12 protein-coding genes are annotated in these 12,948 nt (G+C 44.3%); 8 read left to right on the plus strand and 4 right to left on the minus strand.

Annotated elements, in window-relative coordinates; translation table 11 throughout:
* Positions 1-72: 72 nt before the first annotated feature.
* From proC to RCH61_RS03840, 3 genes are all read right to left on the minus strand, one after another.
* Positions 73-867 (minus strand): pyrroline-5-carboxylate reductase, encoded by a 795-nt coding sequence (gene proC, locus RCH61_RS03830; protein ID WP_306479921.1) that lies wholly within the window; start codon positions 865-867, stop codon positions 73-75.
* Between the two features lie 99 nt (positions 868-966).
* Positions 967-1,239, minus strand: a complete 273-nt coding sequence (locus RCH61_RS03835) for an acylphosphatase (RefSeq protein WP_004847771.1) — start codon at positions 1,237-1,239, stop codon at positions 967-969.
* 242 nt (positions 1,240-1,481) lie between these two features.
* The gene (locus tag RCH61_RS03840) at positions 1,482-1,619 is read right to left on the minus strand and encodes a hypothetical protein (protein ID WP_178006647.1); all 138 of its coding nucleotides are present in this window, start codon (positions 1,617-1,619) and stop codon (positions 1,482-1,484) included.
* Positions 1,620-2,188: 569 nt separating this feature from the next.
* Between RCH61_RS03840 and RCH61_RS03845 the strand changes: the two genes are divergently transcribed.
* The 7 genes from RCH61_RS03845 to RCH61_RS03875 all read left to right on the plus strand — a co-directional run bounded on the left by RCH61_RS03845 (position 2,189) and on the right by RCH61_RS03875 (position 10,254).
* Positions 2,189-2,437 carry a TM1266 family iron-only hydrogenase system putative regulator gene (locus tag RCH61_RS03845; protein WP_178006646.1) on the plus strand — a complete coding sequence of 83 codons (249 nt, stop codon included), beginning with the start codon at positions 2,189-2,191 and terminating at the stop codon, positions 2,435-2,437.
* A 23-nt stretch (positions 2,438-2,460) separates the two neighbouring features.
* On the plus strand, positions 2,461-3,519 hold the full coding sequence (gene hydE, locus RCH61_RS03850; RefSeq protein WP_178006645.1) for a [FeFe] hydrogenase H-cluster radical SAM maturase HydE: 1,059 nt from the start codon (positions 2,461-2,463) through the stop codon (positions 3,517-3,519).
* 70 nt (positions 3,520-3,589) lie between these two features.
* Positions 3,590-5,011, plus strand: a complete 1,422-nt coding sequence (hydG, locus tag RCH61_RS03855; RefSeq protein ID WP_178006644.1) for a [FeFe] hydrogenase H-cluster radical SAM maturase HydG — start codon at positions 3,590-3,592, stop codon at positions 5,009-5,011.
* Positions 5,012-5,298: 287 nt separating this feature from the next.
* Positions 5,299-6,747: a nicotinate phosphoribosyltransferase gene (locus RCH61_RS03860; protein WP_178006643.1), complete on the plus strand. Its 1,449-nt coding sequence runs from the start codon at positions 5,299-5,301 to the stop codon at positions 6,745-6,747.
* Positions 6,748-6,840: 93 nt separating this feature from the next.
* Complete coding sequence (locus RCH61_RS03865; protein ID WP_306479922.1) at positions 6,841-7,893, plus strand: D-alanine--D-alanine ligase family protein; 1,053 nt, start codon at positions 6,841-6,843, stop codon at positions 7,891-7,893.
* A gap of 96 nt (positions 7,894-7,989) precedes the next feature.
* Entirely contained in the window at positions 7,990-9,411 is a 1,422-nt protein-coding gene (locus tag RCH61_RS03870) for a UDP-N-acetylmuramoyl-tripeptide--D-alanyl-D-alanine ligase (protein ID WP_306479923.1), read from the plus strand.
* A gap of 33 nt (positions 9,412-9,444) precedes the next feature.
* The gene (locus RCH61_RS03875; RefSeq protein ID WP_306479924.1) at positions 9,445-10,254 is read left to right on the plus strand and encodes a Cof-type HAD-IIB family hydrolase; all 810 of its coding nucleotides are present in this window, start codon (positions 9,445-9,447) and stop codon (positions 10,252-10,254) included.
* Positions 10,255-10,306: 52 nt separating this feature from the next.
* Here RCH61_RS03875 and aroE read toward each other — a convergent pair whose 3' ends face one another.
* Complete coding sequence (gene aroE / locus RCH61_RS03880; RefSeq protein ID WP_306479925.1) at positions 10,307-11,182, minus strand: shikimate dehydrogenase; 876 nt, start codon at positions 11,180-11,182, stop codon at positions 10,307-10,309.
* Between the two features lie 249 nt (positions 11,183-11,431).
* Here aroE and RCH61_RS03885 point away from each other — a divergent pair, with 249 nt between their 5' ends.
* Positions 11,432-12,871, plus strand: a complete 1,440-nt coding sequence (locus RCH61_RS03885; protein ID WP_306479926.1) for a phospholipase D-like domain-containing protein — start codon at positions 11,432-11,434, stop codon at positions 12,869-12,871.
* The last annotated feature ends 77 nt before the right edge of the window (positions 12,872-12,948 follow it).

Consider the following 12,948-nt stretch of genomic DNA (forward strand, 5'->3'; position numbering starts at 1 on the left):
TATTGAGCAAAGATCGGTTTTGCTTTTTTTATCTGCTGTATACTTCCAAAACTAAAATATTGCGGCATGTTATTACATATTTCTCGATTTATCAGCGCATACTTTCATCGCTTCGATCACCGCGCTTCTAAGACCTCTTTCTTCCAGCACGCGGACAGCCTCGATCGTTGTTCCTGCCGGAGAACATACCATATCTTTTAATTCTCCCGGATGTTTGCCTGTATCGAGCACCATTTTTGCACTTCCGTACACTGCCTGCGCAGCAAACTCATACGCCTGCTTTCTCGGCATTCCTTCCGACACAGCGGCGTCTGCCATCGCTTCAATAAACAGAAATACATATGCCGGAGCGCTTCCGCTTACGGCAACAACCGCATCGATCATATTTTCCGCCACAATCTCTACTTTTCCGAAAGAGCGCAAGATCTTCAACGCATATTCTTTTTCTTCTTCTGTCACCGCATCATTTGCACATGCGGCTGTCATCCCTTCTCCGACAAGCGCCGGCGTATTCGGCATTGCGCGAACGATCTTAACATTTTTTCCAAACTGTTCTTCCAGCCACTTAAGTGTCTTGCCCGGAGCGATCGTAATAATCAGCTGCTCTTCGCTTATACAGTCCTTGATCTCCTTGATCGTCTCCGCATAATACTGCGGCTTCACAGAGAGAACGAGAACTTCTGATTCTGACGCCGCCTTCTTATTATCCTCTGTCACGTTAATTCCGTATGCTGCACGGACTCTTTCTCTGCCTTCCTTTGAGATGTCTGCGCCAATGATCTCTTCCGGCTGAAAGATCTCGTTTCGGATAATACCTCCCATAATCGCTCCTGCCATATTTCCTGTTCCGATAAACCCTAATTTCATTATTTTTCTCCTTTTCCTTGTTTTTATTTACCCGTATGTTTTATTCGAGATTTTCTTCATTTTGTCATATTTTCTCGATGTTTCGTTTCACTCATTTTTTCAATACTTCACTGTAAATTCCCGCTCTTCCTCTAATGGAATTTCTTCCGTATCCATCCATTGAATATCGATGAAACGCCCTTGATTCAAGCCGACAAGCAGTTTATTGATCAGCGCTTCTCTTCCCTGAACTTCCATTGTCACAGTTTGATCCCAGTCGTTGCGAACCCAGCCTGTCAATTCCAAAGACTGCGCGAGATATTTTGCCGTATAACGAAATCCGACGCCTTGAACACGCCCGTGAAAAACGATCCGTTTTCTGATCTCTGCCATATTACCGCCTCCTCAATTTCTGAAAATATATGCTTCAATCATAGAAATGAATTTACGAACCCTTTTCTATTATACTCTAGTTTTATATTAAACCAATAAAAACTTTTTGACAGTGACTATATCACAATAAATAGTCATTATTCATTTATTTCTGTCGAAACAAAAACAAGGTTGACATTTTCAAAATGCCAACCTTGTTTTTGCACTAAAATCCTCTTCTCCAGTCATGCTTTTCTTGATGTTCATTGACGGTTTCTCCACTCTTCTAAAGCCTCCAGCATTCCTTTTTTCACAGCTTTTGAAATTACACAAAACAAAATATATGACACTATCCCAAAACCAATAAAAAAAATAGCTGAATTCACAATAAAAAGATCCATTTTATCCTCCTCGTTCGATCTTTTGATAATCTTCTGCTCGAACCACAGTTGGAACAGCTAACACAATAATAAGTGTTAATGTTAAAAACAGTCGGACTTTTTTCAATATTTTCTCCTTAATCCGTTCCTTAACACACTTTTTAACTTTATAATATCACAGAAAACGCAAAAATCATATTATAGAAACCGCACTAAAAACGCACAAACACCTTATACATAATATATAAAAAAAATATGGGAATCTCCAAATTTTTCGTGTCATTTTTCCATCTTTATGCTATACTCAAACACAAGACATACGTTCTGACTGCAAAGGAATTACACCCCTGAGCAAAAAGGCGCATATACGGAATATCAGAGGGCAGTTCCCTCTTTCTTTGCATATCCGCGCGCCTTTTTCAGGCGCGTTTTTTTGCAATAGTGACGAGTCAAAGTCCGGGATTGCCCGAAACCTTGACGATCGCTTGCAATCCCGGAATGTACCTTTTGGCACTTCCGATGATTCTGCGTATATCCGCATATTTACACCGTATGTTTTAACACAAACATTTTCAATAAGGAGACAAACTATGGACACTCGAATCGCCCTTATCGGCGTCATTCTCGAAACCCGCGAATCCGTCGATGAACTAAATCATCTTTTAAGCGACTACGGGGAATATGTAATCGGAAGAATGGGACTGCCGTACAAAGAAAAAGGAATTCACATCATCAGTATCGCCATAGACGCCCCGAACAATATTATCAGCGCCCTTTCCGGCAAACTCGGAATGCTTCCCGGCGTCAGCACGAAGACGATCTACGGCAAAGCAACGTAACTTATTTGTAAGAGGACATGACTATGACCAAAAAAAACGATACAAAACAACTGATCGACAAGTTGGATGAAACCCATGCTCTTTCCAGAGACGAATGGATCTGCCTCATCCGGGACAGAACAGCTGACGATGCAGATTATTTATTTGAACGGGCGCAGAAAGTCCGCATCCGTCATTACGGGCGCGACGTATACATTCGCGGACTGATCGAATTTACAAATTATTGTAAAAACGACTGCTTCTACTGCGGAATCCGAAAAAGTAACAAAAATGCCGAGCGTTACCGCCTGACAAAAGAACAGATCCTCTCCTGCTGTGAACTGGGATATTCTCTCGGCTTTCGGACGTTCGTTCTGCAGGGAGGCGAAGACGGCTCTTTCACAGACGATCGGCTGACCGATCTTGTTTCTTCTATACGAATGCGGTGGAATGACTGCGCGATTACACTCTCAGTCGGAGAACGTTCTTATGAAAGCTATAGACAGCTTTATGATGCCGGAGCGAACCGATTCCTTCTCAGGCACGAAACATATGATGACACGCATTACAGAAAGCTTCATCCATCCGGCTTAAGCGCCGCCCAAAGGAAACAATGTCTTTGGGATCTGAAAGAGATCGGCTATCAGGTCGGCACCGGATTTATGGTCGGATCGCCTTATCAGACTTTTGAAAATCTGGCGGACGATATGCTGTTTTTAAAAGAACTCAATCCGCAAATGGTCGGGATCGGCCCTTTCATCCCTCATCATGATACCCCATTTGCAGACCAAAAAGCTGGAAGCGCCGACTTGACGCTGTTTCTGCTCGGACTGATCCGTCTGCTTCTGCCGAAAGTCCTTCTCCCCGCCACAACTGCTCTTGGCACAGTTGATTCCGACGGACGTGAAAAAGGAATCCTTGCCGGAGCAAACGTGATCATGCCGAACCTTTCTCCGCCGCAGGTAAGAGAAAAATATCTGCTTTACGACAATAAGCTCTGCACCGGTGACGAAGCCGCCGAAAGCCTTCGTTCTTTAACGCAGAGAATGCAGAAGATCGGATATGAGATCCAAGTTTCCAGAGGAGATTCTCTGAACGTATAAAAACGCGTTAACCTAAAATATATTACAAGATGAAAAATCTGACAAAATAAACAATAAAGGAGACTGAATTATGTACGATGTAAATTCAAAACATGCAGATGATTTTATCAACCATGAAGAAATTCTCGAAACGCTCGCCTATGCGGACGAGAATAAAGATAACATGGAACTGATCGACGCGATCATTGAAAAAGCAAAAAAGCGAAAAGGGCTGACACATCGGGAAGCATCGGTTCTTCTCGCCTGTTCGGACGAAGAAAAAAACAAGGAGATCTATAAGCTTGCAGAGCAGATCAAAAAAGATTTCTACGGAAACAGAATCGTAATGTTTGCTCCTCTCTATCTGTCAAATTATTGCGTCAACGGCTGTACTTACTGCCCGTACCATGCAAAAAACAAACATATTATGAGGAAGCAGCTCTCTCAGGAAGAGATCCGAAAAGAAGTCATCGCACTTCAGGACATGGGACATAAACGGCTCGCTTTAGAAGCAGGAGAAGATCCTGTCCGCAATACAATGGACTATTACTTAGAATCCATCAAAACAATTTACAGCATCAAACATAAAAACGGCGCGATCCGCCGCGTCAATATTAATATTGCGGCTACGACAGTCGATAATTACCGCCTGCTCAAAGAAGCCGGCATCGGAACGTACATCTTGTTTCAGGAAACATACCATAAAGAAAGCTATCTTGAACTGCATCCGACCGGACCAAAACACGACTACAACTATCACACCGAAGCGATGGATCGCGCCATGGAAGGCGGCATAGACGACGTCGGTCTGGGTGTTCTCTTCGGACTGGACAAATACCGCTATGAATTTGCCGGGCTTCTCATGCATGCCGAGCATCTGGAAGCGGCGTTCGGAGTCGGGCCGCACACGATCAGCGTTCCTCGTCTGAAACATGCCGATGACATCGATCCCGATCAGTTTGACAACGGAATCGACGATGATACTTTTGCCAAAATCGTTGCCTGCATCCGAATCGCCGTTCCATATACAGGAATGATCATCTCCACCCGCGAAAACCAAAAAACAAGAGAGCGTGTCCTGCATCTTGGAATCTCCCAGATCAGCGGCGGATCACGGACAAGCGTCGGCGGCTACTGCGAACCGGAGCCGGAAGATGCCAAATCCGAGCAGTTTGACGTCAGCGACACCCGCACGCTCGACGAAGTTGTCCGCTGGCTTATGGAAATGGATTACATCCCAAGCTTCTGCACCGCATGTTACCGCGAAGGAAGAACCGGCGACCGTTTCATGTCTCTTTGTAAAAGCGGGCAGATCCAAAACTGCTGTCATCCGAACGCTCTCATGACACTGAAGGAATATTTGATGGATTACGCTTCTCCTGAAACAAAAGCGATCGGCGATAAGCTGATCGACAGAGAGGTTCTCAATGTTCCGAATGAAAAAGCGCGCGCTGTCGTTTTAGAAAACCTGAAACTGATCGAACAGGATAACCGAAGAGATTTCCGTTTTTAATACAGCGAACAATAAGCGCCTTCTATATTCACTAACCAGACTTATTTTCTGACAAAATTCTTACAAATCTAATTTTAAAAACTTTTTAAAAACAATCCTTGCCGGACTGACTGATTCAGTCCGGCAAACCCTATCAAACCCTATACACCTATCTTTTCTTGTGATATAATGAGCGTTGGCAGACGGAAGCCGCGGCAGGAAACCGCTTTCGCTTCCTTTGCAAATTTACATACAGACGAAGCTGTATCGTTTCGTCTTATGCATGGCAATGAAAAGAGGGAATAACCATGAGTGCACAAAATCTCACCCTGCTGACAGATCTTTACGAACTGACAATGATGCAGGGATATTTTGAATCACAGGCAAACGAAACGGTCATTTTCGACGTATTTTTCCGCGAAAACCCAAACAAAGGCGGATACTCTGTCATGGCCGGTTTAGAGCAGGTGATCGAATATATTAAAAACTTGAATTTTTCTTATGAAGACGTAGATTATCTGCGGGGACTCGGACTGTTCAGCGAAGACTTCCTGCACTATTTAAGCGGATTTCACTTCAGCGGCGATATTTACGCCATTCCCGAAGGCAGCGTCATCTTTCCGCGGGAACCGCTTGTGAAAGTGATCGCCCCGATCATGGAAGCGCAGTTGGTGGAAACCGCGATCTTAAACATCATCAATCACCAGTCTCTGATCGCAACAAAAGCTTCCCGCGTCGTCCATGCGGCACAGGGAAACGGCGTGATGGAGTTCGGACTGCGCCGCGCGCAAGGACCTGACGCAGGACTTTATGGCGCAAGAGCCGCCATGATCGGAGGATGTGTCGGAACGTCCAATGTCCTTGCGGGAAAAATGTTTGACGTTCCGGTTCTCGGGACACATGCCCACAGCTGGATCATGAGCTTCCCGGACGAATATACAGCGTTTAAAGAATACGCCAGACTGTATCCTGACGCCTGCACACTTCTCGTAGATACATACGATACATTGAAGTCAGGCGTTCCGAATGCGATCCGCGTATTTCAGGAAATGAAAGATGCAGGAATTCACCCGAAAAGTTACGGTATCCGTCTTGATTCCGGCGACCTTGCCTACCTTTCCAAAAAGGCACGGAAAATGCTTGATGAAGCCGGATTCCCTGACGCAGTTATCGCCGCGTCTAATGATCTGGATGAATTTTTGATCAACGACCTGAAAATTCAGGGAGCGGCTATCACTTCCTGGGGTGTCGGCACGAATCTGATCACATCGAAAGACTGCCCGTCGTTCGGAGGCGTTTACAAGCTTGCCGCCATCCAGAACAAAGACGGAGCATTTGTTCCGAAGATCAAGATTTCCGAAAATATCGAAAAGATCACAAATCCTGGAAACAAAACAATCTACCGCATTTATGAGAAAGAAACAGGAAAGATCCGCGCCGATCTGATCTGTTTCGCGGACGAAACTTACGATACGTCCGAAGATCTGCTTCTTTTCGATCCGAATTCCACATGGAAAAAAACACGGCTTGAAGGCGGCACATATACAATGAAAGAAATTTTGAAACCGATCTTTATCCGCGGGGAATGCAAATACACTTCCCCTTCTGTAAAAGAGATCGCCGCTTTCTGCGCACAAGAGAAGAACACGCTGTGGGATGAAACCAAACGACTCTTCAACCCGCATAAAGTATATGTAGACCTTTCACAGAAGCTTTACGATACAAAAACCGAACTGTTGAATAACGTAAACCGATAGGAACATATTTATCTCAGATCAATACTTAATATGAATGTTCCGTACTATAATGAAACAAATCGAATATCTGGAATTAAAGGAGTATAAACAATTATGAAAATCATCGTACTCGCCGGAGGACTAAGCACCGAAAGAGACGTTTCTCTTGCTTCCGCTGCCGGCATCTGCCGCACATTAATCGAAAAAGGGCATGACGCATTTCTTCTCGACGTATTCTTAGGACTGGAACACGCTCCCGAGCGTCTGGAAGATGTATTTACCCTTCCGGGACACGGTCTTGAGATTGCAAAAAACATCAGCGCCACAGAACCTGACCTTGCTGCTGTAAAAGCATCCCGCCCTGACCAGTCCGACTGTTTCTTAGGACCAAACGTCATCGAATTATGCCGTCTGGCAGATATTACATTTCTCGGACTTCACGGCGGCGAAGGAGAAAACGGAAAGCTTCAGGCTACCTTTGATCTGCTCGGCATCCGCTACACAGGTCCTGATTCTCTCGGATGCGCCGTTGCTATGGACAAAGGATTGACAAAACAAGTCTTTCTTCAGGCAGGCATCGACACCCCGGCAGGCGTTACACTTCACAAGACAGCAAAAGACCGCTCTCTTGCTTCAACAGGTCTTTCTCTTCCTGTCGTTGTAAAACCATGTTCCGGCGGTTCCAGCATCGGAGTATACATTGTCAGCACAGAAGAAGAATACGCAGAAGCTTTGGAAAAATCCTTTTTCTATGAAGATGAAGTCGTTGTGGAAGAATATATCAAAGGCCGTGAATTTGCATGCGGCGTAATCGACAACGAGGCTCTTCCTCCGATAGAGATCATCCCGAAAACAGGCTTTTTCGACTACGCAAATAAATATCAGGCTGACGCGACTTTAGAAGTATGCCCTGCGGATATTCCTAATGAAACAGCTTCACGGATGATGGAGCTTACTGTAAAAGCATTTCGCGCATTGAAACTCAACGTATACAGCCGCGCTGATTTTCTTCTCGATGAAAAAGGAAATCTTTACTGTTTGGAAATGAACACACTTCCGGGCATGACCGCTGCCAGTCTGCTTCCGAAAGAAGCGAAAGCGGCAGGGATCGAATACGGCGATCTGTGCGAACTGATCATCAAAAAATCATTAGAAGCGCGTTATTAATATTTGATCCGAAACATCGTGTTGTAACTTTTAGAAAAACACTCTGTTTCAATAAATCATCAGAAAGATGTTGTTAAGAAAGGCAGGAGCTATCTTATGAAACATATGTCATTACAGGAGATCGCCGCAGCCTGCGGCGGTACATACTACGGCAGTTCTGAATCTCTTTCCCGCGAAGTAGAAAGCGTCGTCATCGACAGCCGGAAAGCAGAAAAAGACAGTCTGTTTATCGCGATTAGAGGAGCTCGCGTTGACGGACATACATTTATCCCTAAAGTAATGGAACAAGGAGCGCTCTGCGCTGTTTCCGAGGAAGATCTCGGAGATGTTCCCTACTCCTATATTAAAGTGGCGTCATGCGAACAGGCTTTAAAAGACATTGCCGAACATTACCGCCGTTCCCTTGATATCAAAGTCGTAGGCATTTCGGGAAGTGTCGGAAAAACAAGTACAAAAGAGATGATCGCATCTGTCCTCTCGCAAAAATATTCGGTTCTGAAAACAGAAGGTAACTTTAATAACGAAATCGGACTTCCTCTTACTGTTTTTAATCTCCGTGAAGAACATGAGATTGCAGTTCTTGAAATGGGAATCAGCGGCTTCGGTGAAATGACACGCCTTGCAAAAGTCGCGCGCCCGGACATCTGCGTCCTCACTAATATCGGCGTTGCCCATATGGAAAATTTAGGATCTAGAGACGGGATTCTAAAAGCAAAGACAGAGATGTTCGCGTATATGAATGAAAACGGAACGATCATCTTAAACGGAGACGATGACAAACTGCGCGGATATGTTCCTGAAAACGGAATTACCCCTGTATACTTCGGACTTGACGATCGCTGCAGCTTCCACGCAGGAAATGTTTCCGGCAAAGGCTTAAACGGAACTGACGCACAGTTTTTCACACCAAAATCTTCTTTTACGGCACATATCAACATCCCGGGCGCTCATATGGTATATAACGCGCTCGCAGCAGCCGCGGTCGGATACGCACTCGGCATGACGGACAGCGAGATCCGCGCAGGAATCGAAGCAAATGTTCCGATCGCAGGACGCAACAATCTGATCCGTGCACCTCACTTTACGATCATTGACGATTGTTATAATGCAAACCCTGCTTCTATGAAGGCTTCTCTCGATGTCCTTGCCTTTGCAGACACGCGCAAAACCGCAATCCTCGGAGATATGTTTGAGCTCGGGGAAAACGAAAAACAGATGCATCGCGAAGTCGGTATCCACGCCGTCCAAAAAGGGATTGATGTTCTGATCTGTATCGGCAGTTTAATGAAGTCGGCGGCAGAGGGAGCGCTGGAATACATGAAAGAACACACAGGCGAAACGCATACCGAAAAATCCCTGTCATCTTCCGAACCTTTTACGACTCAGATCTGTTATTTTGACACAAAAGCTGATTTTCTTCGCGAAGCGAAAGACCTTTTAAAAGAAGGCGACACTATACTTGTAAAAGCTTCCCACGGAATGGAGTTTCCGGAAATCGTTGAACTTCTGCAAAAATAATAATTTATTTTGATAAAACATAGGAGAAGGATTATGAAATATCAGGTTCTCGTCCTTGATCTGGACGGCACTTTGACCAATTCAAAAAAAGAAATTACTGCGCCGACAAAGCAGGCGCTTCTTGAGATTCAAAAAGACGGACGCACCGTCGTGCTTGCAAGCGGAAGACCGATCAACGGCGTCGCACCGCTGGCGAAAGAACTTCAGATGGATACTTTCGGCGGATATATGCTCTCTTTTAACGGCGCGCGTATTACAAAATGCTCCACCGGCGAGATCATTTACAACAAAACGATCCCGAAAGAAATCATCCGTCCTGTTTGGGAATACGCAAAAACATTTCCGGGACTGGATATCATCTCTTACGATGACACCCATATTTTCTCAGGAATCTGCCCGAATAAATATGTAGAAATCGAATCCGGCATAAATAGTATGGAAATCGTACCTACAGACGACTTTCCAAACACCCTTGATTTTCCGGTAAATAAACTTCTGATCTGCGGTGATCCGAAAATACTTGAAACGATGATCGAACCTCTCCGAAAACAATATCACGGACTTTTGAACATCTATCTGTCCGAACCGTTTTTCTTAGAGATCATGCCGAAAAATATCGACAAAGCACAGTCTCTCCAAAAGCTGTTAAACAGCATCGGACTGACTGCAAACGAAATGATCTGCTGCGGCGACGGATTCAACGATCTGTCCATGATCGAATATGCAGGACTTGGTGTTGCCATGGAAAACGCACAGCCGATCATAAAAGAAACCGCCGACTTCATCACCCGTTCAAATGACGAAGACGGCGTACTCCATGTAATCAATACGTTTATGCGTTAAAGAAACCTTTTATAACAACTCAGCAATCTGTAAGAGCTGTTACAGAACTTTTTCAGGAAAAGAAAAGTTCCATCACTTCCTGTGCCGGCATTTCTTTTCCTGTAAACAGTTCAAACGCCGCAGCTCCCTGCCAAAGCAGCATACCGATTCCTCCGACTGCGGCTTTACAGCCCAGTTCTTTTGCTTTTTTTATAAGCAATGTCTCTCTCGGATTATATACGACATCCGCAACAGCCAACTCTTTATGAAGGAATTCGACCGGAACAGGAAGTACGTTTTCTAAGGGACTCATTCCGGCTCGGGTCGCATTGATCAAAAGATCGCTTCCGGCAATGGCGTCTCCTAATTTTCTTTCATCATCAATATCTTCGATATATATTTTTTTCATCGACGGCACTGTCTTTTTGATCTTTTCCACCGTCCGTTCACCGTTTGCATAAAATTCATCTTTTCGGTTAAAAATCGCAATCTCTGCCGCTCCGTCAAGCGCCGCCTGTACTGCAATGGCCGTCGCCGCGCCGCCTGTGCCAAGAAGAACGAGCTTCTTTCCCTTTATATCAACTCCATGCTCCTTAAGATTACGGATAAATCCGATTCCGTCCGTAATATGTCCTGTCATTGTCCCATCTTCTTCCACAACAACTGTATTACATGCTCCGACAAGCTCCGCTGCCGGAGACAGTCTGTCTACAAGACGGGCAGTCGCAGTTTTATTCGGCATCGTTATATTGAATCCGCCCACATTCAACGTGCGAAACGCTTCAATCGCGTCTTTCGTCTTCTCAAGCGGTATATCAAACGCAAGATATGCCGCATCGATCCCAAGCTTTTCAAAGCTGTAATTGTACATTGCCGGAGAGCCTGAATGACCTACCGGCGAACCGATCAATGCGTAAAGTCTTGTATGTCCGTTAATTCTTCTTTCCATTTTTCACCCTCCATATTCATTCTTTCCGCAAAACAACGCGGTACAAATATGGATACAGTATATCACAACTTTTCTTTCGCTTCAACACTTTAAAGTACGAATATATCGTTATTAATGCACAAAACTGCCACGAAACCAACTCTATTTTTGCCCTGTAATACTAACGCGTTATTGTTTTGTCTTGATGAATTGCCCCTTTCTGAAAAATGTGCTATGTTATTCCAAAAGGAAAGGAGTCTTTAAGAAAATATGAAAAACAGTTTTTCTTTTATCACAAAACACATTTCATGGAAATACGTTTTACTTCTCGTTATCCTTATTTATATCCTCCTTCTCACAGTTCCTTATCTGCCCCACAAATCGGTGTCCGAGGCGCACAAAGAAAAGGCTGCCGCCACCAAATACTACTCTGACACTGTCGGAACGGAACGTATTTCCTACATTACAGACAATACGGATGCGCTTCTATATCGGCTCAGCATGATCGAAGAGGCAAAAGACTCCATCATTTTGTCAACTTTTGATTTTAACGACGATCAGGCCGGACAAGATATCCTGGCTTCCTTACTGAACGCTGCCAAACGAGGCGTCAATGTTCGTGTCATCATCGACGGGATCAGCGGATTTATGGACGTACAGCATAATCCATGGTTTCTTGCCTTAGACGCTCATGAAAACGCTCAGGTACACATTTATAATCCGGTCAATCTCTTAAAACCATGGGATATGCAGGCTCGTCTTCATGACAAATATCTCATCATTGATGATACCATGTACATGCTCGGCGGGCGCAACACAATGAATCTCTTCCTTGGGAACTATTCAAAAGGCAAAAACATCGACAAAGAACTGTTCGTTTATGAAACTGCCGACATCGATAAAAAGAGCAATTCCACCGGAACTTCTCTTTCCCAGCTTCAGGCTTATTTTGAATCTGTGTGGAATTCTTCAGACAGCAAACCATGCAGAGGTTCACGAACCGGAAAAAAGACTTCCGAAAAAGCAGCCGCGCTGGAAAAACGTTACGAAGAACTACAGACGCAGTATCCAGAAGCATTTAAAAAACAAAATTGGGAAGAAAAGACATTTCCAGCAAACCGGGTGACACTTTTAAATAACCCGATCCAGTCAGCGAACAAAGAACCTTGGATGTGGTATTCCCTTCATCAGCTTATGATGTCCGGCGATCAGGTAACGATCTACACGCCTTACATCATATGTGGGAAAGAAATGTATGAAGATCTCTCACAGTTAACCGGAAACAACGTGTCTGTTGAGATCATTACAAATGATGTCGCAAAAGGTGCGAACCCCTGGGGGTGTTCTGATTATTTAAATGAAAAAGAAAAAATATGGGATACAGGCGTAAAAGTTTATGAATACATGGCGCGCCACTCCTGCCATACAAAAGCCGTCCTCATCGACGACCGTATGAGTATCGTCGGTTCTTACAACCTTGATATGAGAAGCACTTACTTAGATACCGAATTAATGCTTGCAGTCGATTCCCCGGAATTAAACGCTCTCATAAGAAAGGAAGCGGAACATGATAAAACATTCTCAAAAACAATGGAAAACGGAGAATATATTTACGGAGAGAACTATAAAACAAAAGAATTAAGTACGGGGAAAAAAATATTCTACGCGACTCTTCGTCAGATCATCAAGCCGATCCGAAGATTTTTATAAAAATACAAACGACTTATTTGCGAAAGTTTTACAAGAACTATCATCAAGGTTTTCTGAAGCATTTTATAATAATGCAT

The sequence above is a fragment of the Mediterraneibacter sp. genome, from assembly GCF_030825015.1.
GTDB lineage: Bacteria > Bacillota > Clostridia > Lachnospirales > Lachnospiraceae > Mediterraneibacter.